Below are 24,111 nucleotides of genomic sequence, written 5' to 3'. Positions count from 1 at the left end.
CACTTCCCTGCGACCTGATCCAAACGACAGGCCCTAGTCCGCCGACGTGCCGAAGGGGTTGTCGATCAGGTACCGCCACAGGCCGTCAGGTCCGCGTCGGGCCACGTCGGTGGCGGTTCCCTCAAGGCGGACCCGCTCGCCGTCCGGACGGTGGCCGTCGATGGTCCAGTCGACGATGAGCAGGGCGATGTCGTCGGCGACGTACGTGTGCCGTGGGCGGACACTGATGGGCAGCCCCAATGACTGGAACGCGGAGTTGGCGGCTGCGATCTCCTGCCCGGTGACGCATGTGCCGGGACGCGGCACGAAAAGAGCCCGTCGGTCGTAGACACGGGCGAGGGCCTCGGGGCTGCCGGAGTTGAACGCGGCAGCGAAGACCATGGGGTGTTGCGCGGCGTCGCAGGACAGGGCGACAGTGGAGTCATGGTCGTGCCTGGGATTCATGTCGATGCTCATGACGGCAGCCAAGCGTGTCGCGAAGCAGCTCACCAAACGGAAACCCACGACTGGGACACCGACCTCGTTCCGTCCCGGCCCGGGCGCACCTCGCGGCCGCAACCGGACTGCCCCGTCGAGATCGCCCTGGCGGCTGTCGCGGGCCGCTGGACCACCCTGGTCTTGCGGGAGCTGATGCACGCGCCGTATTCCTTCGGCACCCTGCGCGACAGGCTTCCGCTGATCAGCCCCAAGGTTCTGTCCGACCGGCTGCACACGCTCCGCGAACGCGGCCTGATCGCTCAGGAGCGGCTCCCTGGCTTCCCCGCCCGCACCCGCTACACGCTCACTCCGGCCGGACGAGCTCTGCGCCCGCTGCTCATCGAGCTGTACCGCACCGGGGAGCGGCTGTCGCATCTCTCCACCTCACGGCGCGACGCGAGGGATAGGTGATCCGCTGACCCGTCCGGTGACCGGAGCGACGGCGACCGGGTCGTCGAGGGTGTTGGTCTCCGTCGGCGACTTCCCGCGACAAGGAGGCCGCCCGGCTCGCCGGCATCCCGACCGGCCGCCGGATCACCTCGGCCTACGTCGCCCGTGCCCTGCTGGCGGGCGTGGTCGGGGTGCTGGTGATCGGCCGGATGAACGTGGCCGGCCCCTCGGTGGGCCCGGGTTGGGAGCTGACCGCGATCGCCGCGGCCGTGGTCGGCGGGCTGTCGCTCTCCGGCGGCGAGGGCCGGATGACCGGCATCGCGGCCGGCGCCATCCTCTCGACCGGCTCCGCGCCCGGTACTTCGGACGTCTCCGAAGCTGAGGGGCGCAAACTGCCCGCCGACGCCGCAATTTCACCCAACCCCGATAACATGTTCGAACTCGCGATGGTTGCCCCATCGCTTTTCATCCACCCAACCATTCGAACAAATCGGCCAAACAATTGATACCTAGAGCATCGCGGGTGATTTCGCGAATAAGCGGCACAACTTCCCTGGTTGCCTGGCGTCATCGACGTGCGATGCTGTGGATCGCGGCGGGTGCGGTGGCTCTCGGATTCCTCGTCGCACTGGAGATCGCCGCACGCCGCTACGGTCAGCCAGGGCCGATCGCCAACCAGGTGGAGGCCCTGATCTTCGCCCCGAAACCGGGACCGCTGTACAGCGGTATGGCGTTGATGATGGTGGTGCTCACCTGGCGGCAACGGTTCATCGCGGCCGGTGCCGCGATCGGTATCGACGCCGTCTTCCTGCTGGTGCGGTGGGCAGTCGACGCCAAGACGGCCGACGGCCATCTCTTCGGCAACGGCGCGCTGTGGGTGATGCTGGGCTGCGCGGTCATCGCTGTCACGCGCCGCACCGGCCGGGAACGCGTCCTGCTGCTGAAGGGCGTCGGGCTGGGCCTGTTGCTGGTGGCCGCCCGCAAGACCGGCGACACCTGGCTGTTCATCACAGCGAAGACCCGCCCGGGGGTGCTCGACCAGTACGTGGCAACCGCCGATCAGGCGCTGGGCAACCCGTCATGGCTGGCGGGCCGGATCGTCGAGGCCACCGGCCCGATCGGCACCCATGTCCTCGACCTGGTCTACGCCCAGCTCGCGGTGGCCGCGGTCGTCGTCGCGCTCTACCAGCTGCGCAACGTGGCGGTCGAGCGCCGCTTCCCGAGCCATCATCTGGTGCGCACCTTCCTGGTGATCGGCCTTCTCGGGCCGGGCATCTACATGCTCTTCCCGGTGGTCGGACCGGTCTTCGCCTACGGCCCGGGCGCCTCCGGCACCGGCGGCGTGCACTGGGCGGTGGCCAACCTGTGGCCGGACACACCGCCGCCGATCAGCACCCCGCACCCGTTCTCGTACGACGGGATCACCCCCCGCAACTGCATGCCCAGCCTGCACACGGCGTGGGCTGTCGCGATCTTCGTACACACCCGCACAGCGCCACGGATTCTGCGGTTCGCGGGCACGTTCTGGCTGATTGCCACGCTCTGCGCAACCCTGGGATTCGGCTACCACTACGGCGTGGATCTCATCGCCGGCGTGGTGTTCGCACTCACCATCGAGGCAGCGCTGCGCGCGCTCGACCGCGGCTGGGACCGACCGGGGATCCAACTGGTCACCTACGGCGCCACGGTCTTCGCCGCGCTCTTGGTGTCGTACCGCTACCTGCCGATGGAGATGGCCCGGCATCCAGCGGTGTTCGGGCCACTTCTCGTCCTGGCGATGAGCTCGGTGATCTACGGCTACGTGCGGACCACCAGACAATGGCAGCCGACGATCGCACCGACGCGCCCACCGGAACCGCAACCCGAGCCGGCTTGAGCAGCGTTGGTCACCGAGGCCGAGAGCGTGGTGCCGTCGACGAACACCCGCTGATCAGGACCCCGTTGACGGCGCTCCCACCCCGAGGACGTCGAGCATCGCCCGGGTGGCCGGGCTGGGGTTGAAGCGGCTCCACGCCAGGTACTCGATGCGATGCGGCCCGTCGACCACCGGGACCAGCGCCAGTTCGGAGTCGTCGGTGGCCCGCGGCCGGATGAACGCCGACGGCAGCAGCGCGATGCCGAGCCCGCGCGCGATCAGCCGGGTGATCAGCTCCACGACGCCGGCTTCGTACGCCACGTCGCGGACCAGGCCCGCGGCGGCGAACGCCTGATCGGACTGGGCGCGGGCGGGCGTCCCGCTCACGAAGTCCACGAACGTCTCTTCGGCGGTCTCCCGCAGCGTGACCTGGGAAACGCCCGCCAGCCGGTGCCCGGCCGGCACCACCAGCACGTGCTCGTCGTGAGCCAGAACAACGCTCTCCACACCGGAAGGCCGTTCGTTCTCCGGCATGCCGAGGAAGGCGATGTCCAGGTCGCCGTCGCGGACCGCCGCCGCCAGTTCATCGCTGCGCCCGGACCGGAGGGCGACGCGGACGTCCGGGTGCTGGGCACGGTACCGCTGCAGCAGTTCGGGTACGTCGACGGCTGCCGTCGTCACGATCACGCCGACGGCGAGCCGGCCGCGCACCACGCCGGTCGCGGCGGCGGCGTCGGCAGCCGCGCGGTCGGCGGCGGCCAGGCACTCGCGTGCGCCGGCGACGAACGCCGCTCCCGCCGGGGTCAGCTCGACCCGGCGGCTGGACCGGGCGAACAGCTTGACCCCGAGCTCCCGTTCCAGGCCGGCGATCCGGTGACTGAGCGACGACTGCACCACGAAGCAGCGCTCAGCGGCGCGGGTGAAGTTGCGGGTTTCGGCGACGGCGACGACGTAGCGCATCTGCTGGAGATCCACACAGTCATCGTTCTGGTTCATGGCTGCGATGGCAAGCATGTGTTGGACTCATGACCGGCCTGGATCTGAGACTTCATCACATGCATACGTCGACCGAGCGGGCACCGGGCCCGCCGCGGAGCTCGTCCCCACGGCAGGTGGCCACCGTCGCACTGACCGCACTCGCCCCCGCGACCTGGGGCACCACGTACGTCGTCACCACGGAACTGCTCCCAGCCGGGCATCCGCTGTTCGCCGGGATGCTCCGCGCCCTGCCGGGCGGGCTGCTCGCACTGGCGATCACCCGCGTGCTCCCGCGCGGGGACTGGTGGTGGAAGGCCGCCGTCCTCGGCGCGCTCAACATCGGCGCCTTGTACCCCCTCTTGTTCGTGGCGGCCGAACGACTCCCTGGCGGTGTCGCCGCCACCCTCGGTGCCACCCAACCGCTGCTGGTCGCGGGGTTGGCCGTCGCACTGCTCCACGACCGGCCCACGGCCTGGCGACTGACCTGGGGCGTGCTCGGCGTGGTCGGTGTCGGACTCGTCGTACTGGGGCCACAGGCCCGGCTGGACGCCGTCGGCGTCCTCGCCGGCATCGGCGGTACGGCCACCATGGCCGCCGGGATCGTCCTCACCAAGCGGTGGGGCCTTCCCACGGGCGTCGGGCTTCCCAAGGGCGTCGGGCCACTGACCCTGACCGGCTGGCAACTGACGGCGGGCGGCCTGCTCCTGCTCCCGCTCACCCTCGCGATCGAGGGGGCGCCGCCGCGCATCGACGCCCCCGCCGCCGGCGGATACCTGTGGCTCGGCAGCGTGGGCGGGCTGGTCGCGTCCACGCTGTGGTTCCGCGGTGTCGGAAAGCTGCCGGTCGGCGCGTCCGCACCGCTGGTGCTGCTGTCCCCGCTGGTCGCGGCCGTCATCGGCATCGCGCTGGGGGAGTCGCTGAGCCTGCTGCAGACCGTGGGCTTCGTCCTCGCCCTGGCCGCGTTGCTGGCGGCGCAACTCAAGGCCCCGAACCTGCCGGGCCGCGTGGCACGCGCCAGACCGACAGAAACCCGCACCCGAGAAAAGCCGAACACAAGGCGAACCCGAACAAAGGGGATTGATCCGATGAGGACGGGCATGAAGATAGCCGTACTGGGCGCCACCGGGATGGTCGGCAGCCGGGTGACCAATGAGGCAAGTGCACGCGGACACCAGGTGCTCGCCCTGTCCCGGAAACCCGCGAACGAGAACCCGGGGATCCGCAACGTGACGCCGATCGCGGTCGACGCGAACGACTCGCACGCCCTACGCGAGGCGCTCGCAGGCTCCGCCTCCCACGGCGCTGCGGACGCCAGATCGCGGTCGTCGGGGCTGCGCAGGGCGCCGGCGCCGCCGACCACGAGGACGCGGATCCCGAGCTGGTAGCCGACAACCCGGCGTACGTACCCGCCGAGATCAAGCCCGTCGCCGCCGCCGGAATCGCTCAGCTGCGAACCTGCCGGTCCCATGCCGATGCCGACTGCGTCTACCTGAGCCCACCGGCCCTGCTCGAACCCGGCGAACGAACCGGCCGCTATCGGCGCGGCACCGACACGTTGCTCATCAGCGCCGACGGCCGATCCTGGATCAGCGCCGAGGACCTGGCCGTCGCCGTGGTCGACGAACTCGAGACCCCCGGCCCCGACCACCTCGTCACGGTGGTCCACCGAGGCGAACGCCACCCGTCAGCGTGAGCCGGTCTCTCTGGCGCGAATTTACGGAGTGAGGACTCACTCATTGACGGAGTGAGTCCTCACTCCGTACTCTCTCGGTCATGACAGCATCTGAGGAGAAGCAGAGCACCCGCCGCCGCGCCCCCGCCATGTCGCCGGAGCAGCGCCGCGAAATGATCATCCAGACCGCGATCCCGCTGATCGCCGAGTACGGTGCCGCCGTGACGACCGCGAAGATCGCCCGCGCCGCGGGCATCGGCGAGGGCACGATCTTCCGCGTCTTCGCCGACAAGGACGAGCTGCTGCAGGCCTGCATGGCCGAGGCGCTCTCACCCGAGCACGCGGTCCGCGAGCTCGACGCGATCGACCTGTCCCAGCCGCTGCCCGACCGGCTCGCGGAGGCGGCCGAGGCGCTGCAGGCGCACATGTCCAGGATGGGTGCGGTCCTCGGCTCGCTCGGGCATCGCGGCGGCAAGCACCCCGGCACGGTACGCGGCGCGGGCCGCGACGAGTCGACGACCCGTATCCGCGCGGCCCTCGCCGAACTGCTGGAGCCCGAGAAGGCCGCCCTGCGCCGCCCGCCGGAGCAGATCGCGGCCCTCTTCTTCGGGCTGCTCTTCACCCAGCCGCGCACGGAGGACGAGCCCGACCTGACCCCGCAGGAGCTGGTGGAGGTGTTCTTGCACGGGGCGCTCTCGGGGGCCACCAAGTGAGCGCGCGCAGAAGGCGCCTGGGGGTTACGGCCCTGGCCGTCCTGGCCCCCGTCCTGGTGTGGCTGGTCGCGGACCCACTGCTGGGACACCGGCTGCGGATCACCGACGGCGAGCGGACGCTCGGCATCGGCGCCGCGCCCGCAGCGGTCGTCGCACTGCTCGCGTCGCTCTCCGGCTGGGGGCTGCTGGCCGCCCTGGAGCGATCAGGCGTGCGGCGCGCCCGCGCCATCTGGACGGGGCTGGCCGGCGCGGTACTGGCCGTGTCCTTCCTGCCGCTCCTCGGCGACGGCATGGACGGCGGCACCCGGCTCGCCCTCGCCCTGATGCACGTGGCGGTGGCGGCGGTGCTGATCCCGGGGCTGGGCGGCAGGTCACCCGGGGCGGGGACGGGTGCGGGTTTCTCCCCCTCATGCCCGCAGCCCGCCGAGCGCGCCGCCGGGCGCGGCCAGCCGCGTTCCTGGCCGAGGCCCTCGGTGGCGGGCCGGTCATCTCTGATCCGCGCTTCTCGCGGCTCTATGCGCTGGTGCCCGCCCGGATGTCTGCGACGCTGCACCAGGTCGCCGACACGGGCCCCGCCTTGATGATGGCCCCGACACGCTCGTTATCAGGCTGCGACAACAGCGTCCTGAGCTGACCTGCGCACAGCGATGATCCACGCGGTCACTCAGGTTTGGCCGTGATCACCGCTGTCTCTTCCGGCGCCGCGACGCTTACCGTGCCGTCGGCCGTGACGAAGGGCTCCTTACCGGGCTGCCGTGCGCCGATGCATGCGAGGGCGAGCGTGGCGGTCACGGCCAGGACGACAACGGCGGCTCCCGAGAGCAGGAAGGCGTTCTCGACTCCGGCGAGGGTGATGGCGGTCGAGGCCACAAAGGGGGAGATCGCCAGGGCTCCTGCCACCCCGGCCTCCCACAGGCCGAGCGCCTTCGCCAGATGATGGCTCGGTATGCGCTGCTGCACCAGTGCGATCAAGGGAATGTCCGTGAGGGCCGAGGCCAGCCCCGTGGCGGTCAGGAGAACCGCCGCCACAGCATGGGAGGTGACCGTTCCCAGCGGAGCCCGGAAGATCCCGAGCAGGGCCCACGCCAGCACCGCGGCCAGTGCGAGTCTGCGGATGCGCAGACCGGCCAGGAGCAGGGCGCCCACCACTTCGGCGACCCCGGCGACGCCGAGCAGCAGGCCGTACTGGCCGCCCTGTCCCACGACCGCGACCAGCCCGACGGTCAGGAAACCGTTGGTCAGGGCGAGGGCGAGCACGAAGGTCACGATGACCACGAGTACGTCGGGAGCGGCCCGCACGGCCCTGAGCCCGGCGCTGAGATCGGACCACAACCCCGTCTGACCCCCGGTCGGGGCGGGGCGGGTCACGCGGATGGCGGCCACGGCGGCCGCCGAGCCCAGGAAGGTCAGTCCGTTGACCGCCAGCGCCGACTGCGGCGAGCCGAAGGCCAGCAGCGGCGCGAGCATGAGCGGGCCGACGAAGAAGGCGGCCCGGAAGGCGACTTGCAGCAGTCCGTTGGCCTGCTGGAGGCGGTCGTCCGGCACGATCTGCGGGACGATGGCGTTGCGGGCCGGGGCGAACGGGGCGCCGATCAGTGCCAGGAGCGCCGTGGTCGCCACGAGCAGGGGCAGGTTCAGCAGGTCGAGGGAGAGCAGGACCGAAGCCACGGCCACCACGGCGACCCGGGCCAGGTCGGTGGCGATCATCAGCTTCCGGCGGTCGCGGCGGTCGGCGTACGAGGCGACGACGAAGGTGGCCACGAACGCGGGCGCGAACGCGGAGACGCTGACCACGGCGACGGCCGTGGGGTCCTTCGTCAGTGACCAGGCCAGCCAGGCGGTCGCGGCGGTGTACAGGCCGTCGCCGAAGCGTGAGATGCCCTGGCCGGCGAAGAGAAGCAGGAAGTTGCGGTCCTTCAGCAGTGACATGCGGCCACTGTCGGGTCCTGTCGGGGGCCTGATCCACTTATTAGGCAGATGGCTAATCAGTCGTGCTCAGTCACCTCGCCGTCGCCGTCGCCGTGCAGGAAGCTTTCCAGGCTCGGTGTCAGGCCCGCCACCTGTCCGGGCGCGAGCCGGTACAGGACGTAATAGCCCTCGCGGCGGCGCTCCAGCAGGCCCGCGTCCGCCAGCACCCGCAGGTGCTTGGACAGGGCGGCCTCGCTGACGCCGACGAGCGGGGCCAACTCCTGGGTGCTGCGCGGGCGTTCGGCGAGCAGCCGCAGGGCACGCAGCCGGGTGTCGTCGGCGAGCGCGCGGAGTGTGCCGACGAGCCTGGTCGGCGGAATCCTCGGGCGGGCTTCCCGGACGATCGAGGAGACGGGGAAGACGAGCCCGAGGGGCCACGGACCGTCGCAGTTGACGCGTACGTGCGGCCACACATAGGCGCTGGGGGCGAGCACGAGTGTGTCGTCCGGGCCGATGGCGACCTCGTGGTCGTGCGGCCGCTCCAGCCAGAAGCGTTCGGCCTGCGGATCGCTGCGCACCTCCGGCCACAGGCCGCGGAGCATCCCGTACAGGCCGCGCTGCTCGATCTGGTGTCCGGCCTCGCTGACGCCGGCGGCGAGTTCGGGTTCGAGCCGTGCCCATTCCTCCTGGAATGCCTCCCGCCAGTAGCGCTCCAGCATGCTCAGGAACCGTTCGAGCAGCGCGCGGGGGTCGTCGAGGAGCATCGCGGCCATCGCTTCGTCGCTTTCCCGTGCGACTCGCTCCCGCAACAGGCCGCGTACCTCCGGTTCGTCCAGCACCTGCGGATCCCTGCCCTCGCCGCCGCCCGGCCAGGGCGTGAGCAGGGGGACGGCGAACTCCAGGCGGACCAGTTCCGGATCCGCCCCGCGCAAGCCGGCCAGTTCGTCTTCGAAGGCCGCCAGTTGGCCGGTCGGCTGCGGAAAGAGGAACTCGGGGAAGTACGAGCGCACCGCGTAGGAGAACGCCTCGATCTCCCGCTTCAGCGCCGGGGACAGCTTGCGCATCGCACGCACCCAGCCGTGCTGGACGGGGTGATGCTTGGGCTCCACCAGCACATGGAGACTCAGCACGGCTTCCATCGTCGGCGAGTAGGCGAACCCCACCCGCTCCGCACCGTCGGCAGGGACCCGGAACACAATCGTCATGACCCGCCATCCTTGCCTCACGGCATCCGCGACGGGAGCCGCGCCGCGCCGCGTTCTCGGCCTTCGGCCTGCACCGGTGCCCGCCTCCGCGCAGGCGTCGTGACCCTCGAAGGGCGTGCAGGTGTCGACGTAGTGGGCTCCAGCAGCTTTGGCGCGCTGCTTCGGCATCGCGTCGAGCTGCTCCTCCTTCTCGTGCAGGTACGTCACGTCGCCGGGGGACGGGCAGTTCGCGGCCGCACTCGTCGACGTCGGAGGGCAGGATCGCGGGGTAGCCGGCGACGTAGACCTCCGCCTCGGGCGCGCGGCGCTCAACCTCCTTCAGCGCGGCGGAGAGCTTTTCGCCGGCCTGCTTGATCTTGTGCTGCATCTCGTCGGTGCCGCTGTAGCTGACGTACTGCCGCTCGCAGGGGGCGTCCTTGGGGATGCACTTGCTGCTGCCCAGGGCCTGATACGCCACTCCCATGACGCACGGTTTGATCAGCGAGGCGAAGCCGATGTCGTTGCCTCCGATGCCGGCGGTCACCAGCCGGGTCCCCGCGGACGGCGCGGCGAACCTCGGGCTGTTGGTGCCGTCGTCGGTGGACTGGGAGGAGGTGAGGCCAGGGACCTTGGCGCCGCTGCAGCTGAGGTCCTTGAAGACGGCGCCCGTCAGGCTCGGTTCGGCGGCGACCAGGGACTTCCGCGACGAGGTGGTCCTGGCCACCAAGTTCGGCAACGACCTGGCGATCGCCGGGCTGGTCGGCATCTCCCCGGACTACCTGTCGCAGATCGAGCGGGGCCTCAAGGTGCCGTCGCTGCCCATCCTGTGCGCCCTCGCACAGGAATTGGGGTTCCCACGGCCGCACTGCTGTCGGAGCAGCCACCGGTGGAGGAGGAGTCGGCGGACACCGCGGACGCTGCGGTCGGTCGGGCCCTCCTTGGCTACGGCCCAGCCCTCAGCACCGCGCCCGTGCCGGCGGACCAGCTGCAGGACCGGGTTGAAGCTGCATGGCAGAGCTGGCAGACGGCAGGAGACCGCTTCACCAAGGCGGCCGACACCCTGCCCGGGCTCGTCGCCGACGTCGAACACGCCTTACGCGCCGCTCGGACAGGGACGGACCCAACAGAGCGCCGCGCCGTACTCCGAGCGTCGGCGGACTTGTACTGCCTGCTCCGCTCGTATCTGCGCCGCACCGGCCGCGTGGACCTTGCCACTCTGGCTGCCGACCGAGCCATGCGAGCCGCCGAGGACGCCGACGATCCGCTCCGCATCGCCGCCGCTCAGTGGAACCTCGGTCACGTACTGCTTGCTGCGGGCCAGCCCGCCGAGGCGGAGGAACTCGCGCTCCGGGCGGCTGAGCAGATTGCCACCGCGCGGATGCCGGAGGTCGAGAGGGTCGCGATGGGTGGCGCCCTCCAGCTGGTCGCCGTGGTGGGGGCCGCGCGTCGGCGCCAATGGTGGGAAGCGAGGGAGCGGCTCACCCGGTATGCCGCGCCCGCGGCCCGCGTCGTCCCCGACGTGAGCAACATCGGCTGGACGGTGTTCGGGCCCACGAACATTGCGCTGCACGCCTTGAGCATCGAGATGGAAGCGGGAGAAACCGGCGAGGCCCTGCACACCGCGGACGCCATCGACACGAGCGGACTGCCCTCACTGGAGCGCGAGTTCACGTTCGGTCTGGAGGTGGCGGCCTGCCACAGCCAGCGCCGGGACGACGCCGCCGCGCTTCTCGCCCTCCTCGGCTTGGAGGTGACCGCCCCGGAGGACCTGGCCCGGACGCCGCTCGCGCGGCAGCTGGTGCTGACGGTGATGCGCCGAGGCCGGGCCATGCACGCGCGGCAAGCCGAGCAACTGGCGGTGCGCATCGGCCTCGTGTAGGCCGCCGAGCCCGTGGTTCACCCGAACTGTCAGCTCGGGTGGGCGTGACCACACATCCCTAGGGTCGCGCGTATGAGGCGGACCAACTGCGACCGGGGAGGCACGAGCATGACCAGCGACCACAGCCAACGGGCCTCAAGGCCCGTTGAGGCTGCACCCGGACTACTCGTGCACCCCACCACTGACCGCCGACTGGCTTCGGAACACTGGCTTTTGTCGACGCTGCCGGCCCTGCTCCGGCACCGGGCCCGGCTGGAATGGAAACAGCACCACGTGGCGATGATGCCGCTGGGCACGCTCTTCTCGGCCGTACGGATCCCCAGCCGCTTGGTAGTCGCTCTGGCGGGAAGCAGCGAGGCCGATTGCTTGGACGCGTTCCTTGCCGAGGCCCTCGGCGGAGGGCCGGTCATCTCTGATCCGCGCTTCTCGCGGCTCTATGCGCTGGTGCCTGCCCGGATGTCTGCGACGCTGCACCAGGTTGCCGACACGTGGCGGGCCCTGGAGGTGGAATGCCTCGGCCGCGGCAGCTACCTGGGAGTGCCGCGACTGGATGCCGTGCCCCGGGAGCACGCATTCGCCTGCTACTGGTCGGTGCCGATGGACTCAGCGGCGATGCTGTGCAGTCCACTCACGGTCGCCCGGCTGATCGCCGCCGGAAAGCACTGCTTGGCCATGGAGCCTGAGGCGTGACCGACAACGTCTACCCGTCATTCTTCGATGCCCCGTGGGTGGACGCGTTCGTGCACCTGGCAGACCACTGCATCACCTGCGCCACGTGCTCCGCCATGGACGAGGAGGGAACAAACCTCGGTCTCCTCTGCGCGGAAGGCGAACGACTGAACGAGGAGTTCCGGCAGGCTCGGCGCGCCTGACCGGCCCCAACGCTCCCGTCCGCGCCTCCCGCCGAGTCCGCGTCGATGTCAGAAGAACATGTCAAAGGCCCCGGACCATGATCGGTCCGGGGCCTTTTGGCTGGTGCCCCGGCAGGATTCGAACCTGCAACACCCGCTTTAGGAGTGGGATCGGATCCTTGCCAGGGGATGCCTGGCGCTGCCGCGCGGTGCTGTTTCCCCTGGTCAGGACCGCGCGGCGAGCCACTTGATCCGGCTCATGCCGCTCTGTATCGGGCAGTCCGCTCACGCATCGCTCACGCGCTGCCGGCTGCTGAGCAGCGCGTGGGTCAGACCTGGCCGAGGTCGATCTCCACTGGGAAGGGGGCCACTACCTTGAGGACGCCGGTGAACACGTCTCCGTCCCGGTAGGTCTTCGTCGCGGGGTCAAGAACGTAGGTGTACACGAGAGGAACCCCTGTCGCGGCCTGCTCGATCCGCCAGTAGAAGCCGATGCCTGCCTTGGCGTACTGGTCGACCTTCACGATCCGGTCGGTGGTCTCCGAGCCTGGTGACACCACCTCCGCGACCAGCAGTACATGCTCAGGGCGGGTGGGGGTGATGTCGATCGTGTCTGCGCGGTACACGACGACGTCCGGACGGCGATTGGTGAGCGGGACGTCCTGAAGCCGGACGTCGAAGCCAGTGTCGGCGTTCCACTCCGGGCCCGCGGCGGCATCCAGGGCGTTCGCCAGAACGCGGGCCAGCCGGTTGTGCCGCTTGGAGGCACTCGGAGTCACGACGACCATCCCGTCCACGATCTCGATGCCGGAACACTGCTCCTCGGACCAGGACTCGTACTCCTCCGCCGTGATCTGCTCATGCATCCACGCCGGGGCCACCATCTCGGCCGTCATGAAGCACCTCCCGGACACTGTGCTGCGGGTCCGATCCCGCTGAATGCAGCGTACTGTCTGCCGTCCGTCCGGCACGCTTGTCCCGCTCACGCACCCCCCGTCGGCCGCCATCCGACCAGCACGCCCACGGCAAGAGTGAGGAACCGGCACGGTGGCCTCGTCATCAGGGGACCGGAACAGGCCAGCGGCATCACTGACCCAGTGCGGCAGCCGCCGCGGTACCGCTGGCGCGGATACGGCGCGGCGGGGACCTTGCCCCGTTCGGTACGCGTCTGCTGCCCGAGGCGGATCGGGTGATCGCTGAGGCCGCCGCCAGGCTTGTACCGCACTGACGACGCCTCTCGGCGGTGACTATGTGCCCGGCTCGGAGTGCGTGCCGGATGGCGCCGATTCGTTGGGCGCCATTGGGGAGATCAACACCCCGCCTGGCTCATGCAAACCCTGGAGTAGGGGGGCCGAGGACGAATAGAGCGCCTCCCTGGGCAAGAAACCCCAGGTCGGTGACGTAACGCGTTGTCCCCCCAACAGGATTTGAAGCTGCGACACCCACTTTAGAGAAACCCCAGATTGCGTTGGTGGGCGCGGCGGGAGCGACTTGATCAGGCTCGATGGCAATGGGTGTTTCTACGGCGTCCATATGCTTTCTGACCTGCGTGGATGGCGTCCTGGTGAGTCCCAGACGGTTCCTCTCACGGAATCGTGAGCCCGGGCCCCACTGGCCCGCTGGTCAGCCCTGTCGGCCGAGCACATCGCTCAGCCTCGGCGGGGACGGGGCGGGGACGTAGTCCTTGGTGCGACGGAGGACCGGCACTCGGCCTTCGCGGCGGGGGTTCACTTCGCGAGTTGACCACCTGCGCCGATGGCTCCGCAAGCGGGGCATCCACCACCGGATCGCCCGCAAAGGCATCGAGTCCTCGCAGCGGCTGGGCCGCCACCGCTGGGTCGTCGAGAGGACGGTGTCCTGGCTCGCCGGCTGCCGACGGCTGCACCGCCGCTACGAGCGCAAGGCCGAACACTTCCTGGCCTTCGTCGGCATCGCCGCAGCCCTGATCAGCTACCGCAGACTCGCCAACTGAAACGACGTCCTACAGTCCCCAAGCGCGCCGACCGCATCCGCGTCGGCAGTGGTCCAGCCGCTGTCAGGACACGCTCGGCCCCGTCCGAGGCTCGAGGAGAGCGAGGGCGAACTCGAACGCCCGGTCGGCCCGTGCGCGGTCTCCCGAGACGAGAAGGTCGAGCTGAAGTCCCCGTATCTGAGCCAGGAGGAGGGTGGCCAGGGTTGACGCGTCCTCGGGCGCCCACCCGTCCTGCCGGAGCCACCCGGAGATGAAATCGACGAAGTCGTCCATCGACCGCGCGAGCTCTCCGCCGTCGCTGGACTGCCACCCCTTGGCGGCGACCATTTCGAACAGGAGCAGGAACTGCCGCTGCTCCTTCGGCTCGCACAGCCGTCGCCAAGTGACCCTCAGCAGTTGTGCCGTCGACCCGGCTTCCTGGAGTTCCCTGTCGGCGGTCACCTGAGCGAAGAGATCGGTGCGCATCTTCTCCACTACGCACTTGATCAGCTCGTCCTTCGACGAGAAGTGGCGCAGCAGCGTCGCGTGGGTCACCCCCAGCGCCTGGGCCACCGGACGCAGCGACAGGCCGGCGATGCCGTGATCGAGGACGTACTCGGTGGCCGCGGCCAGCAGCTCCGGCCGCCGGTGCTGAAACCGGAGGGTCCGCCCGTCGACGCGCTCGGAACTCATCAGCTGTCGTCCTCCTCCGCTTGCGTGGTCGATTAAGTGTACCAACTGGTTGTCCTAACCGAGTGGTACTGCTACTTTTTCATGCACCGAAGCCGGAAGCCTCCGCATCGGTCGGGACCCCCTGAGGGACGACGATGACTGATCCGGCACGCGCATCAATAGCCGGACCTTCCATCACGACAAGGACACTGATGACTGACACGACAAAGACACTGATGACTGACGACGAGACGGCAGTCCGCGCCGCGAGCACGGCCTTCGCCCAGGCGATGCAGGCGATGGACCCCGAGGCGATGAAGGATCTGTGGGACGACGGCTACGAGCACCTGGTCTACCAGCCGGAGGAGATCGAAGCCGCCCTCACGACGTGGGACGCGATCGTCGACTACTGGCGCCAGCTTCCGGGATTCGTCGACCGGATCGAAGGGCGTGAGTACAGCAGCCACGTCGCTGTGCTCGGCGATGTCGCGCTCGTCTACTGGCGGGGCCACACCAAGGTCGAGTTCAAGGACTCCAGCGAGCCACTCGCCGGCGACTCACGGCTCTCGGCCGCTCTGCGTCGGACTGACGACGGTTGGCGATTCATCCACTGGCACGAGTCGCGCCAGCTCGTCGTCGGGTGAGAGCACGACCATGAGTACGGGAGTTCCGCAGCTGCCACGCGGGGAAGCGGGTTTCGCTGAGCGCCTGCACCGGCTGGTGTTCAACAAGCTGCGGTTCGACCGCGCACCCGACCTCGTCGTCTCGCCACGGCCCGACGACGAGGTCAACGCCTCGGTCCTCGGTGCAGCGGCGTACGGCCGGAAGATCGCCGTCCATTCCTGCGACCACTGGGAGCACTGCTGACCCGGGCGACCGGCCGTCCCCTCAGCGAGTACATGCAGGAAAATCTGTGTGAGCCCCACCGGGCGAAGCGCCGGTACACCGTCGGCCAGGCCGGGCCGAACACCGGGGGCAACTGCCGCCATGTGCACCCCGAGGTGGCCACGAAGATGATCGCCGCCAGGCATTCGCGGTCTCCCGCCCGCCGTCTGCCTCCGCCCTGCAGACGCTTCATCTCCGTCGGCGGGACCACTCGGCGAAACAGCAGCCACAACTCGTCCGGTACCAACCGCTCGACCAGATCCGTCATGCGCGGCTCAACGAGCGATCACGCCAAAGGAAACGACGTCTAAGTCGTCGCGCTGCACGGCTGCCGCAACAACGCTCATCACGCAAGGAAACCCTACGAGGAGTCTGCCATGGTGCAATTCCCCCCTGTTCCCCCGGGTCGCGAATTTTACGCCCCCAACCGTTTCGAAATGAGTCTTGAGGATGTCGAGGTTGAGGGCGAGATCCCGCGGGAAATCAACGGGATCTTCTTTCAGGCCGGCGCCGACGAGCTCGTCCCCGCGGCTGTCGGAGGGGCGCTGTGATGCCATTCGACTATGCCGCCTACGAGGAGGCTTTCAACGCCGGGGACGACGATGCCCTGGTGGAGCGTTACTTCACCGAGGACGCCCGGTTCTCCGGGTCGAGCGTGGACCTGCGTGGCCGTGAGGAGATCCGGGCGTTCCTCCATCAGGCCCATGACGGCATCCGCGAGACGATGCGGCCGCAGGTGGTCACCCGCAGCGGCACGCACGTCGCCGCCGAGATCGACACGGATTTCCAGGCGACCGAGGACCGGCCGGACTTCGTGTTCGGGCCGCTCGCCCGCGGCGAGCTGACCACGGTCAAGTTCTTCGTCACCTACGAGCTCGACCCCGCGGGGGAGAAGATCGCCGCGCTGCGGGCCGCGACCTGGAAGGCCGGACAGGGTGTGAGCCCCGCACCGACCCGGATCACGCCGACCGCCGCCGGACGGCGTGCCTTCCTGGACTACCTCATCTCGCTCAGCACCGCGAACACCGAACGGTTCCCCCTCTTCTACGCCGACGACATCGAGCTGACGCTGCCCTCCGTGGGCGTGCTGCGCGGACCGGACGCCGTGGCCGCGTTCTACAGGAAGATGTTCCAGACCGTCCGAGAGAACGTCACCGCGCACGCGGTGATCATCGACAAGCACGGCATCGCGCTGGAGGCAACCACGCGCATCACGGCCGTAGTGGACGCGCCGGACTTCCCCGTCGGGCCCCTGAGGCAGGGCGAGAGTGTCGAGAACGACTACTTCATCCACTACGGCCTGCATGACGGGCGCATCAACCGCATCGACCTGGCACCCCGCGGCGAGTTGCGGGGACCTTTCGTCGCGGAGTCGGCATGACCGATTACCTGTTCCGCGCACCGCTGTCGACGCCGGAGTCGCGGGCCGGCCACCCGCCGCGACCGCGGGTCGAACGGCGCAAGGGCATGCTCATCGAGCGTGACATCGCCGTCGAGGTCTCACCGGGTCTACACGTCTACGTCGACGTGTACCGGCCGGACAACGAGGAACCCGCGGCCCCCCTGATCAGCTGATCGCCGTACGGCAAGCACAACCCGGCGCCGATCGGGGTCATGCCCGGTGATCGGCGACACCACGCGGCGCGCTCCCACGTTGCCTGTGGAGTCGTGATCAGCGGCGTCGTGCTTGCGGCGGTTGCGGGGCCGGAGCGGCGGCTGCGTGGTGGACCGGAGTGTTGGGGCGCTGTGCTGCGCTGTCGGCCCAAGCAGGGCTCTGGGCTTGTGCTGCGCGGGCTTGTGCACTGGGTGCAGGCTGTGCGCCGAGGCGTTGGATCCGCCAGGTCAGGACCCGTGCGGGGCGGCGGGCATCGTCCAGAGCGCGCTGGTCGGCCGCATGCTGAGGAGCTGCTCCGGGTCGTGGCCGACTGCCTCGGCTTCGGCGAGGACGGCGGTGAGAGCGCCGAAGGCGGAGTCCTCGATGACCTGCTCCGCATGGTCTGGCACCGCCCGGCGTATCTGGCGGATGTGCCGTTCCACGGTCAGCGGTCGGCGCTGTGCAAGGACGGCCAGGGGTGCGGCTGCGGCTTGGTCGTAGGCGGCCTGGAGGTGGAGCAGAGTCTGGTGGGCGGCGGCGACCTGCTGGTCGTGGTGGCGGAGCTGGTGCCAGCGGGCCGCGGCGGTGACGACGAGGATCGCAGCATCCAGGAACATCGCCAGGGCGGCGAACGCCGTCGCTGCTTCTCGGAGTTGGGAGCGCAGGGGCTGGGGTGCGAGGAGGGGGAGGGCGTCGAGGGCTTCGCCGAAGGCGGCGAGGTGGGCTTGGGAGGCTTCGTCGTCGGCTTGGTCGAGGTGATGGGGGATGCGCTCGGTCGTGGCGGTGGCCTGGTGCCATGAGTCGGGCCTGCGTCGGCCAGGCTGGTCGGCGGGCTGCGAGTCGATGTTTTCCAGGCGTTCTTGGATCTTGGGGAAGGACAGGTCCGGAGCGAGTTTGGAGCCGGAGTACCAGATCGGGCCGCCTGCGTCGTCTTCGACGGCGACCTTGTAGCCGCGTACGTCGCCGGAGGGGAAGTACACGATTTCGACGAGCACGCCGTCCAGGTGGTGGAGCAGGTCGACGAACTCCTCCATGCTGGAGGCGGCGGCCACGGCGGTGCGGACGGTGCTGCGCAGTCGTTCAGAGGCGGTCTTGTTCTGACCAGCGCGACGGGCCTTCTCCTGCTCGGCGCGGGTCGGCCGTTTGGCGGCGGTGCGGTCTCCGCGTACGACTTGGAACAGGCCGTATTCCTTCTCGATCGAGGCGAGTTCGCGGTCGGCGGTGAGGTAGTCGTGCCAGTGGCGGGCAGTACGCAGATCCGCCCGGACCTTGGTGGCGGCGATGTGGATGTGGTCGGGGGCGTGGCGGACGGCCACCCAGCGGCAGCCGTCCGGATCACCATCGGGCGAGATGCCGGTGGCGGCGACGACGCGGCGGGCGATGTCGGCCCACTCCTCGTCGCTGAGGTGGCGGTCGGTCTCGGCGGCGCGGATTGAGCAGTGCCACACGTGCTTCTCGGGAGCGCGGCCGAGCCGCCGGGCCTGCTTGACGTGCAGGTCGAGGTCCGCCACGAGGAGCCTCCTGGTGGCGTCAGCGTCCTCGGAGCGGCCGGGGTCGGGGGCGAAGCCGTCCCATGAGGCGACCAGGTGCGGGTCGGTGTGGTCCTTGGCCCTCTTCGTGTCGAACAGGTACCGGATCAAGCCCGCAGTCTCCTTGCCACTGCTGATCTTCGCGATCACCGCGCCACCTTCCTGGAGACAGCCTCGTTCGCGCCTGCCGCGATGTGGCGAACGGTGGCGCCGACTGCGATCAGGGTGGCCTCGGCCTGAGCCAGGAGGGCGGTGTCCACATGGTGTGGATGGCCGCCGGAGTTGAGCTTCTTGGCGATCTGGTTGATGTTGTGGCCGATCTTGGCGACCTCGCCACGGAGGGCGGTCAGCTCGTCGATGTAGTCGTCGAGCGGGGTTCGCTGGCCGGGCAGGGCGAGGTCTCCGTGGACGTGTGCCATGACGACGGCGCCGACGTAGTGGGCGCCGGCGATGTTCAGCGACCGCGCCATGCGGAGGATGTTGGTCTTCTCCTCGACGCTGTAGCGAGCGTCGACTCGCTCCTTGCGCTGGCCGTTCGGGTCGGGCTTGCGCCGACGGGCGACGCGGTGCAGGGCAGCGGCTTCGGCGGCACGCGGCAGCGGAGTCGACGGGCTGTTCCCCCTCCGGCGCCCCCTGGCGCCCGAGCGCCTCCGCCACCCCCGGGGCGGAGGCATCCCCGCTGAGGCCGTCCTTGGACGGTCCAGCGGCATACCTTGCCGGCGCGTGGGTGGCTGTGCTGGTCATTCCCTCTTGCGTAGTGGGGAGTTCACGGCGCGCGTCGTGCATGAGGCGGTTCTCCGTTGGGCGTTGCTGGTGCGGGGTGGTCTCGGTTCGACCAGCTGCGGGTCGGTCACTCGTCCCCACGCTGACCTGCGCGGGGACGAGTGATGGGTGGTCGAGTGGGGGGATCGGCTGTGGGGCTCAGAGGGAGCCAGCGCGGGCCGTGTCGGGTTCGGCCGACTGCGACGAGGCGGCCTCGTCGAGCTCGGTCTGCAGGATGTTCTTGAGCGTTTCCGCGTCGGCCTTGCTGATCGAGAGGCCCTGGCCACGGATTGCTGCTTCGACGTGGCGGCGTGAGGCGCGTCCTCCGCGTCCTGGTTGCGTGGTTCGTGCGATGGCTAGGAGTTCGTCGGACGCAGTGCGGGCCTGCTGATCTTCTGTCTTGGCGGAAGGGTGCGAGGACTCGGGCACATCGGCGGCAACCCGCGCCACGTCGCCTTGACCGGCTACCGCGTCTAGACCGGCTGGCTCCGGCAGACCGGAGTCGTCCTGGGCAAGAGTGGAGGGCTGGGCGCCGACACTGCCGCTGTGGCCGTGATCGGCACAGGAGTGGCCTTCGGGGGTGGGGTCAGCCACGAGCTGGTGGATCTGCCGCATCAGGACGCCGAAGGCCAGCAGGGCCGCAGTCGGGGGAACCGCGGCGACCACGTAGTCGAGGATGGGCACGGTGCTGGTGTTGCCCGTGCCGCTGACCCCGGACCGCAAGGAGTGGGGGAGCGCCTGGGTGGAGACGGGGCGCGTCTTCACCAAGGAGAACGGCGAGATGCTCCACTCCGCCAACGTCACACGGCGGTTCATCGAGCTGTACGAGGAGATCGGCCTCCCACCGGTCCGGCTCCACGACCTCCGCCACGGCGCCGCGACCCTCGACCACGCGGCCGGGGCCGACCTGAAGGACATCCAGGAGATGCTCGGCCACTCCTCGATCACCATCACGGCCGACACGTACACGAGCCTGCTCCCCGAAGCGGACCTGGCGATCGCCGAGGCCGCAGCCCGGCTCGTCCCGCGCGCCCGCGCCACCTCCGAGAACACCGCTCCCGAAGCGGAGCCCGAGCCCGACGACACGGAACATCCCGGCCCGGAGTCCGTGCCGGATGATGCTGATCCGTTGGGAGGAATTCCGGAGATCAACTCTCCGTCCGCTCACGCACCGCTCACGCAAACGGCCCCGGACGAGGAGTCCGAGGCCGAGTAGAAGCCCTCCCTGGGGGAGAATCCCCAGGTCAGAGCGGTAACACGTTGTGCCCCCGGCAGGATTCGAACCTGCGACACCCGCTTTAGGAGAGCGGTGCTCTATCCCCTGAGCTACGAAGGCAGTGGCATCGGACGCAAGCAGCGGCGTGCCTGTGGTCTGGGAGGACCACAGGCGTCAGCGTACCGGATACGGGTCGGGTGGGTGTGGGGGTCAGGTCAGGGGGACGTGGGTGAAGCGGCCGGCGGTGTGGAGGTCCGACTCGATGCGGGTGGCGGTTGAGATCAGTTCGGGGAGCAGGTCCGTCAGGCATGCGCGCAGGGTGTGGCGGCTCGCGTGCATCGCTGTGTTCAGGGCGGCCACGACTCTTCCGGAACGGTCGCGGATCGGGACCGCGAGGGAGCGGAGGCCCTCTTCCAGTTCCTCGTCCACGAGGGCGTAGCCCTGGGAGCGGATCGAGGGCAGGTCGAGTTGCTCGTGGTTCGCGCGGGTGTCTGCCAGTAGGACTCGTCCCAGTGCCGTCGCGTGCGCGGGCAGGCGCGTGCCCAGCGTGATGTTCACGCTCATCACCCGGCCCGTCGTCACCCTGGCCGTGTACTGGATCTCCTCGCCCGGGTCCGAGAGCACCGCCAGTGACGTCGACTCGTGGATGCGGGACGTCAGGTCGGACAGGTGGGGCTGGGCGATTTCGGGGAGGGACGTGCGGGACAGGGGTGGGAAGCCCAGGGAGAGGACCCGGGGGGTCAGGGCGAAGGTGCGCGGGCTCGGGGTGGTCACCAGGCCCAGGTGTTCGTAGGTGATCAGTGCTCGGCGGGCCGTCGCCCGGGCCAGGCCCGTCGCCTGGGCCACCTGCGTGAGGGTCAGCTCCGGCCTGCCCTCGCCGAAGGCCGTGAGGACCGTCAGGCCCCGTGCCAGGGATTCGATGAAGTCGCGGCCCAGCTGTTGCTTGGACGCGCCCGTCCAGAGGGCCAGGTCGGCCGGGGGCGGGCCGGGCTCCGGGGGTGGTGTGCGGTGCAGTACGCGTTCCATCTCCGTCACCGCCGACCGCAACCTCGGCAGCAGGGTGGTGCGTAGGTCGTGTGCGGTGTGCCGGCTCGTGTGGCTGACCACGCTCGCCACGCAGGCGATCTTCCGGCTGTCGCCTGCGTGCGGGGACCGGACCGGTACGGAGACCGCCACCAGGCCCGGTTCGATCAGTTGGTCGTCCAGGGCCCAGCCCTCCGCGGCCGCCTCTTCCGTACGGCCGGCGAAGGCCTCGTCGTCCCGTGCGTCCGCTCCGTACGTGCGCGGCGGTACGGCCGTGAAGGACAGGTCCCTCGGGTCCGCCGCCCTGCGGTCGCGCCAGTGTTGCCAGTCGGTTTCCGTCCACTCCGTCGCGAACAGCGGGCCCGGTGCGGTGCGTTCGGCTGGGAGCAGGTCGCCGATGCGGAAGCTGAGGGACATCGCGCGGCGGCGGGTCGCCTGGTGGATGAAGCGGATGCCGTCGCGGTCGGCGACCGCGAGGGACACCGACTCGTCGAGTTCGTCGGCCAGGGCGTCCGCTCGGGCGGAGAGGAGGGAGGGGAGGCGCAGTGCGGAGAGGTAGGCGTTGCCCAGTTCCATCAGGCGGGGGGCCAGGTGTACGTCCCGGCCGTCCACACGGACGTAGTCCATGCGGGCGAGTGTCGCCGTGATGCGGTCGACCGTGGAGCGGGCGAGGCCGGTGGCTCGTTCGAGGGCGCTGAGGCTCAGGGTGCCGTTCGACTCGGTCAGCTCCCGCAGGACCGCGATGCCGCGGATCAGCGGCGTGACCGCCTCAGTGGGCGGCGACCCCGTCTGCCCGCCGGCCCGTGGTGTCGCCCCGGTCCCGTCGACCGGTGGGACCGCCCCCTGGGCGTCATGCGTGGGCTTCGCTGGCATCGGCTCTCCGGTACGGCGGTCGCGGCACCCGCGGCAGTCGCGGCAGGCCTACCGTAATCCGGAACCGGTCCTGCTACCGCGCGCTGATCTGCCCGGTGCCAACGGCACCCCGTGCCGGCCGCTACCTCCCGCTGCCCGCCGCCACCGACTCCCGCGTCACCCGCACCCGGTGGTCCCCCGACGGTTCCGCCTCCACCACCCTGATCACGACCCCACGCTGCCGGTCCGAGAACGTCTCTCCCGGCACGAACGTCGCGTCGGACAGTTCCGAGTGGACGTTCGGCGCGCGTGTGCAGCCGCCGCTGTCGCGGCGGGAGTCCTGGACGGTGACCGGGCCCATGCCCGTGTCCACCGTGGCGTCGACCTTGTAGATCAGGACGCCCGGGCGGCACACCGCCTCGTCGTTGCCGGCGCGGGTGCGCAGTTCGACGGCGTAGCCGGTGCTGCTGTCCAGGGGTACGACGACCAGCTTGGAGCCGCCCGTGCGGGCCAGCGGCGTCAGGGTGAACTCCGTGGTGCCCGGAGTCGATACGCAGTGCACCTGCGCGGCGTCGAGCCAGCCCAGTTTCCACTTGTGCCAGCCGAGGAGGTCGTTGTTGGCGCCCCAGTCCTCGCTCATGATGTCCCAGTGGCCGACCGCGCCCCCGCCCTCCGCGGTGTACAGGTCGGGCAGGCCGAAGACGTGGCCGTTCTCGTGGGGGAGGACGCGGTAGCCGGTGCGGTCGTAGGAGCCGGAGCCGTCGTCCTGGCGGGAGTAGACGAAGGAGGCGTTGGCCACGGGTATGCCGTCCGCCGTCGGCGCCTCGGGGTTGCCGGCGAAGGTGACCGAGAGGACGGTGTCGAGGGCGGAAGGGCCGGCGTTCGGGGTGACCAGTACGTTCAGCAGGTCGTACGCGCGGAAGTCCACCTTCGGGTCGGCCACGGCCACGAGGTCCTGGACCAGCGCGCGGTAGCCGGGGTCGAAGGGGGCGCCGCGCTCTATGCCGTACTCGCGGAAGGACTTCGGCATCCGCAGCCACTCCGGGATCGGGGTCGCGGGGCGGTAGTCGAGGCGGCCGTAGGAGCTGGTGCGGAACCAGTGCCGGGTCTGCGGGAAGAACTCCCGGTAGCGGTCCAGGGCCTTGCCCTCGCCGGGGGCGTCGGAGAAGTCGATCATCAGGGTGAGGGCGCGGACGGTGCCGGTGGAACGGGCGTAGCCGCCGGTGGTGGGGATGCCCTCGGACATCTGGACCTCGCGGGCGCCGCGGATCAGGCAGGGACCGTGCGCGGAGCTGCGGGACAGGACGATCGGGCCGGCTCCGGCCGTGGTGGCGCCCGGGGCGAGGTGGCCCGTGCCGGCCGAGGTGCTGACCGTGAAGGTCAGGGCGGTCACGCAGGCGAGAGCGGCCAGACGCCGCCGGCGTATCCGGTGGCCGGGCGGCCCCGGGACATCCGACCGGGGGCGCCGGGGCTGCGAGGGCTGCGGCCGCGTGCGAGGGACCTGCATGGAACCTCCCGCGCCACGGCAGCCTCCGGTCTCCGGCTGCGCCCTTGCGATCACCCTGCGTCGCGGGGTGTGCGGACGCGCGTTGGAGGAGACCGATCGTGGGTTTCCCGTGAGTAGCGGCGTGTGGCAGCCGTGTCAGGAGCGGGCCAACCTTGTGAGCCAGGTCACAAACAAAAATCCCGAGCGCGGGAAATACCGGGGACCCGGTCCCCG

The 24,111-nt window shown here is 70.1% G+C and carries 24 protein-coding genes, 1 tRNA gene and 5 pseudogenes; 17 read left to right on the top strand and 13 right to left on the bottom strand.

Annotation, left to right across the window (positions count from 1 at the left end):
- Positions 1-33: 33 nt before the first annotated feature.
- Positions 34-456 carry a nuclear transport factor 2 family protein gene (locus GTY47_RS10710; protein ID WP_029180870.1) on the bottom strand — a complete coding sequence of 141 codons (423 nt, stop codon included), beginning with the start codon at positions 454-456 and terminating at the stop codon, positions 34-36.
- Between the two features lie 120 nt (positions 457-576).
- Here GTY47_RS10710 and GTY47_RS40760 point away from each other — a divergent pair, with 120 nt between their 5' ends.
- The 3 genes from GTY47_RS40760 to GTY47_RS10695 all read left to right on the top strand — a co-directional run bounded on the left by GTY47_RS40760 (position 577) and on the right by GTY47_RS10695 (position 2,743).
- Positions 577-888: a helix-turn-helix domain-containing protein gene (locus GTY47_RS40760; protein WP_267880834.1), complete on the top strand. Its 312-nt coding sequence runs from the start codon at positions 577-579 to the stop codon at positions 886-888.
- 104 nt (positions 889-992) lie between these two features.
- Positions 993-1,373, top strand: a complete 381-nt coding sequence (locus GTY47_RS10700) for a hypothetical protein (protein WP_324604440.1) — start codon at positions 993-995, stop codon at positions 1,371-1,373.
- 74 nt (positions 1,374-1,447) lie between these two features.
- On the top strand, positions 1,448-2,743 hold the full coding sequence (locus GTY47_RS10695) for a phosphatase PAP2 family protein (RefSeq protein WP_010035503.1): 1,296 nt from the start codon (positions 1,448-1,450) through the stop codon (positions 2,741-2,743).
- A gap of 54 nt (positions 2,744-2,797) precedes the next feature.
- Here the strand turns inward: GTY47_RS10695 and GTY47_RS10690 are convergent, their stop codons facing one another.
- Positions 2,798-3,697 (bottom strand): LysR family transcriptional regulator, encoded by a 900-nt coding sequence (locus GTY47_RS10690; RefSeq protein ID WP_010035501.1) that lies wholly within the window; start codon positions 3,695-3,697, stop codon positions 2,798-2,800.
- Between the two features lie 80 nt (positions 3,698-3,777).
- Between GTY47_RS10690 and GTY47_RS10685 the strand changes: the two are divergent.
- The 4 genes and pseudogenes from GTY47_RS10685 to GTY47_RS40755 all read left to right on the top strand — a co-directional run.
- Positions 3,778-4,680 (top strand): annotated as a pseudogene (locus GTY47_RS10685) (EamA family transporter); the annotation flags it as partial.
- Positions 4,681-4,797: 117 nt separating this feature from the next.
- Positions 4,798-5,393, top strand: a pseudogene (locus GTY47_RS10680) (NAD(P)H-binding protein).
- Between the two features lie 80 nt (positions 5,394-5,473).
- Positions 5,474-6,085: a TetR/AcrR family transcriptional regulator gene (locus GTY47_RS10675; protein WP_029180868.1), complete on the top strand. Its 612-nt coding sequence runs from the start codon at positions 5,474-5,476 to the stop codon at positions 6,083-6,085.
- Positions 6,082-6,666: a DUF6069 family protein gene (locus GTY47_RS40755; protein WP_010035494.1), complete on the top strand. Its 585-nt coding sequence runs from the start codon at positions 6,082-6,084 to the stop codon at positions 6,664-6,666. The genes GTY47_RS10675 and GTY47_RS40755 overlap by 4 nt, the downstream gene beginning before the upstream one ends.
- A gap of 79 nt (positions 6,667-6,745) precedes the next feature.
- Here the strand turns inward: GTY47_RS40755 and GTY47_RS10665 are convergent, their stop codons facing one another.
- Positions 6,746-8,014 carry an MFS transporter gene (locus GTY47_RS10665; RefSeq protein WP_010035489.1) on the bottom strand — a complete coding sequence of 423 codons (1,269 nt, stop codon included), beginning with the start codon at positions 8,012-8,014 and terminating at the stop codon, positions 6,746-6,748.
- A 56-nt stretch (positions 8,015-8,070) separates the two neighbouring features.
- Positions 8,071-9,198: a DUF5937 family protein gene (locus tag GTY47_RS10660; RefSeq protein WP_010035487.1), complete on the bottom strand. Its 1,128-nt coding sequence runs from the start codon at positions 9,196-9,198 to the stop codon at positions 8,071-8,073.
- Between the two features lie 865 nt (positions 9,199-10,063).
- Here GTY47_RS10660 and GTY47_RS10655 point away from each other — a divergent pair.
- The 3 genes from GTY47_RS10655 (at position 10,064) to GTY47_RS10645 (ending at position 11,928) form a co-directional block, all read left to right on the top strand.
- Positions 10,064-11,056, top strand: coding sequence for a hypothetical protein (locus tag GTY47_RS10655; protein WP_010035485.1), 993 nt, complete (start codon positions 10,064-10,066; stop codon positions 11,054-11,056).
- A gap of 108 nt (positions 11,057-11,164) precedes the next feature.
- The gene (locus tag GTY47_RS10650; RefSeq protein WP_029180867.1) at positions 11,165-11,746 is read left to right on the top strand and encodes a hypothetical protein; all 582 of its coding nucleotides are present in this window, start codon (positions 11,165-11,167) and stop codon (positions 11,744-11,746) included.
- On the top strand, positions 11,743-11,928 hold the full coding sequence (locus GTY47_RS10645; protein WP_010035482.1) for a hypothetical protein: 186 nt from the start codon (positions 11,743-11,745) through the stop codon (positions 11,926-11,928). Before GTY47_RS10650 ends, GTY47_RS10645 begins: the two co-directional genes overlap by 4 nt.
- Positions 11,929-12,236: 308 nt before the next feature.
- Here GTY47_RS10645 and GTY47_RS10640 read toward each other — a convergent pair whose 3' ends face one another.
- Complete coding sequence (locus GTY47_RS10640; protein WP_029180866.1) at positions 12,237-12,803, bottom strand: Uma2 family endonuclease; 567 nt, start codon at positions 12,801-12,803, stop codon at positions 12,237-12,239.
- Between the two features lie 854 nt (positions 12,804-13,657).
- Between GTY47_RS10640 and GTY47_RS10635 the strand changes: the two are divergent.
- Positions 13,658-13,879: pseudogene (locus GTY47_RS10635) on the top strand (transposase); the annotation flags it as partial.
- A gap of 63 nt (positions 13,880-13,942) precedes the next feature.
- Here GTY47_RS10635 and GTY47_RS10630 read toward each other — a convergent pair.
- Positions 13,943-14,551 carry a TetR/AcrR family transcriptional regulator gene (locus tag GTY47_RS10630; RefSeq protein WP_010035477.1) on the bottom strand — a complete coding sequence of 203 codons (609 nt, stop codon included), beginning with the start codon at positions 14,549-14,551 and terminating at the stop codon, positions 13,943-13,945.
- A gap of 215 nt (positions 14,552-14,766) precedes the next feature.
- Between GTY47_RS10630 and GTY47_RS10625 the strand changes: the two genes are divergently transcribed.
- Together GTY47_RS10625 and GTY47_RS10620 are read left to right on the top strand one after the other, a co-directional pair.
- The gene (locus GTY47_RS10625) at positions 14,767-15,174 is read left to right on the top strand and encodes a nuclear transport factor 2 family protein (protein ID WP_010035475.1); all 408 of its coding nucleotides are present in this window, start codon (positions 14,767-14,769) and stop codon (positions 15,172-15,174) included.
- Between the two features lie 10 nt (positions 15,175-15,184).
- Positions 15,185-15,397, top strand: coding sequence for a hypothetical protein (locus tag GTY47_RS10620; RefSeq protein WP_010035471.1), 213 nt, complete (start codon positions 15,185-15,187; stop codon positions 15,395-15,397).
- A 64-nt stretch (positions 15,398-15,461) separates the two neighbouring features.
- On the opposite strand, the pseudogene GTY47_RS41825 reads toward GTY47_RS10620, so the two are convergent.
- Positions 15,462-15,683 (bottom strand): annotated as a pseudogene (locus tag GTY47_RS41825) (transposase); the annotation flags it as partial.
- Between the two features lie 109 nt (positions 15,684-15,792).
- Between GTY47_RS41825 and GTY47_RS40175 the strand changes: the two are divergent.
- The 3 genes from GTY47_RS40175 to GTY47_RS10605 are packed head-to-tail and all read left to right on the top strand — an operon-like array spanning position 15,793 to position 16,990.
- Positions 15,793-15,966 carry a dioxygenase gene (locus tag GTY47_RS40175; protein WP_010035465.1) on the top strand — a complete coding sequence of 58 codons (174 nt, stop codon included), beginning with the start codon at positions 15,793-15,795 and terminating at the stop codon, positions 15,964-15,966.
- Positions 15,966-16,796, top strand: a complete 831-nt coding sequence (locus GTY47_RS10610) for a nuclear transport factor 2 family protein (protein ID WP_010035462.1) — start codon at positions 15,966-15,968, stop codon at positions 16,794-16,796. The genes GTY47_RS40175 and GTY47_RS10610 overlap by 1 nt, the downstream gene beginning before the upstream one ends.
- Positions 16,793-16,990: a hypothetical protein gene (locus tag GTY47_RS10605; RefSeq protein ID WP_010035461.1), complete on the top strand. Its 198-nt coding sequence runs from the start codon at positions 16,793-16,795 to the stop codon at positions 16,988-16,990. The genes GTY47_RS10610 and GTY47_RS10605 overlap by 4 nt, the downstream gene beginning before the upstream one ends.
- 97 nt (positions 16,991-17,087) lie before the next feature.
- Here the strand turns inward: GTY47_RS10605 and GTY47_RS10600 are convergent.
- From GTY47_RS10600 to GTY47_RS10590, 3 genes and pseudogenes are all read right to left on the bottom strand, one after another.
- A pseudogene (locus tag GTY47_RS10600) lies at positions 17,088-18,688 on the bottom strand (mobilization protein).
- Positions 18,685-19,212 (bottom strand): plasmid mobilization relaxosome protein MobC, encoded by a 528-nt coding sequence (gene mobC / locus GTY47_RS10595; protein ID WP_231911164.1) that lies wholly within the window; start codon positions 19,210-19,212, stop codon positions 18,685-18,687. Before mobC ends, GTY47_RS10600 begins: the two are co-directional and overlap by 4 nt.
- Before the next feature lie 247 nt (positions 19,213-19,459).
- Positions 19,460-19,984, bottom strand: a complete 525-nt coding sequence (locus tag GTY47_RS10590; RefSeq protein ID WP_102514851.1) for a hypothetical protein — start codon at positions 19,982-19,984, stop codon at positions 19,460-19,462.
- 1 nt (position 19,985) lies between these two features.
- Between GTY47_RS10590 and GTY47_RS10585 the strand changes: the two genes are divergently transcribed.
- Complete coding sequence (locus GTY47_RS10585; RefSeq protein ID WP_231911165.1) at positions 19,986-20,516, top strand: tyrosine-type recombinase/integrase; 531 nt, start codon at positions 19,986-19,988, stop codon at positions 20,514-20,516.
- Between the two features lie 47 nt (positions 20,517-20,563).
- On the opposite strand, the gene GTY47_RS10580 is transcribed toward GTY47_RS10585, so the two are convergent.
- From GTY47_RS10580 to GTY47_RS10570, 3 genes are all read right to left on the bottom strand, one after another.
- Positions 20,564-20,636: transfer RNA gene (locus GTY47_RS10580), tRNA-Arg, on the bottom strand.
- Between the two features lie 90 nt (positions 20,637-20,726).
- Complete coding sequence (locus GTY47_RS10575; RefSeq protein WP_010035449.1) at positions 20,727-22,412, bottom strand: IclR family transcriptional regulator C-terminal domain-containing protein; 1,686 nt, start codon at positions 22,410-22,412, stop codon at positions 20,727-20,729.
- 121 nt (positions 22,413-22,533) lie between these two features.
- The gene (locus GTY47_RS10570) at positions 22,534-23,802 is read right to left on the bottom strand and encodes a M6 family metalloprotease domain-containing protein (RefSeq protein ID WP_202458151.1); all 1,269 of its coding nucleotides are present in this window, start codon (positions 23,800-23,802) and stop codon (positions 22,534-22,536) included.
- Positions 23,803-24,111: the final 309 nt, after the last annotated feature.

It is taken from the genome of Streptomyces sp. SID5464 (genome assembly GCF_009862985.1).
In the GTDB taxonomy this organism is placed as follows: Bacteria; Actinomycetota; Actinomycetes; order Streptomycetales; family Streptomycetaceae; genus Streptomyces; species Streptomyces chartreusis_D.
This window is presented reverse-complemented; position numbering and strand designations above follow the sequence as displayed.

Excerpts from the sequence above, each read along its gene's own strand:
- GTY47_RS40175 (WP_010035465.1), top strand. The coding sequence starts at position 15,793 with ATGGTGCAATTCCCCCCTGTTCCCCCGGGTCGCGAATTTTACGCCCCC.
- GTY47_RS10630 (WP_010035477.1), bottom strand. The coding sequence starts at position 14,551 with ATGAGTTCCGAGCGCGTCGACGGGCGGACCCTCCGGTTTCAGCACCGG.
- GTY47_RS10650 (WP_029180867.1), top strand. The coding sequence starts at position 11,165 with ATGACCAGCGACCACAGCCAACGGGCCTCAAGGCCCGTTGAGGCTGCA.
- GTY47_RS10620 (WP_010035471.1), top strand. The coding sequence starts at position 15,185 with ATGAGTACGGGAGTTCCGCAGCTGCCACGCGGGGAAGCGGGTTTCGCT.
- GTY47_RS10610 (WP_010035462.1), top strand. The coding sequence starts at position 15,966 with ATGCCATTCGACTATGCCGCCTACGAGGAGGCTTTCAACGCCGGGGAC.
- GTY47_RS10665 (WP_010035489.1), bottom strand. The coding sequence starts at position 8,014 with ATGTCACTGCTGAAGGACCGCAACTTCCTGCTTCTCTTCGCCGGCCAG.
- mobC (WP_231911164.1), bottom strand. The coding sequence starts at position 19,212 with ATGCCTCCGCCCCGGGGGTGGCGGAGGCGCTCGGGCGCCAGGGGGCGC.
- GTY47_RS10710 (WP_029180870.1), bottom strand. The coding sequence starts at position 456 with ATGAGCATCGACATGAATCCCAGGCACGACCATGACTCCACTGTCGCC.
- GTY47_RS10640 (WP_029180866.1), bottom strand. The coding sequence starts at position 12,803 with ATGACGGCCGAGATGGTGGCCCCGGCGTGGATGCATGAGCAGATCACG.
- GTY47_RS10660 (WP_010035487.1), bottom strand. The coding sequence starts at position 9,198 with ATGACGATTGTGTTCCGGGTCCCTGCCGACGGTGCGGAGCGGGTGGGG.
- GTY47_RS10675 (WP_029180868.1), top strand. The coding sequence starts at position 5,474 with ATGACAGCATCTGAGGAGAAGCAGAGCACCCGCCGCCGCGCCCCCGCC.
- GTY47_RS10625 (WP_010035475.1), top strand. The coding sequence starts at position 14,767 with ATGACTGACGACGAGACGGCAGTCCGCGCCGCGAGCACGGCCTTCGCC.
- GTY47_RS10695 (WP_010035503.1), top strand. The coding sequence starts at position 1,448 with ATGCTGTGGATCGCGGCGGGTGCGGTGGCTCTCGGATTCCTCGTCGCA.
- GTY47_RS10605 (WP_010035461.1), top strand. The coding sequence starts at position 16,793 with ATGACCGATTACCTGTTCCGCGCACCGCTGTCGACGCCGGAGTCGCGG.
- GTY47_RS10575 (WP_010035449.1), bottom strand. The coding sequence starts at position 22,412 with ATGCCAGCGAAGCCCACGCATGACGCCCAGGGGGCGGTCCCACCGGTC.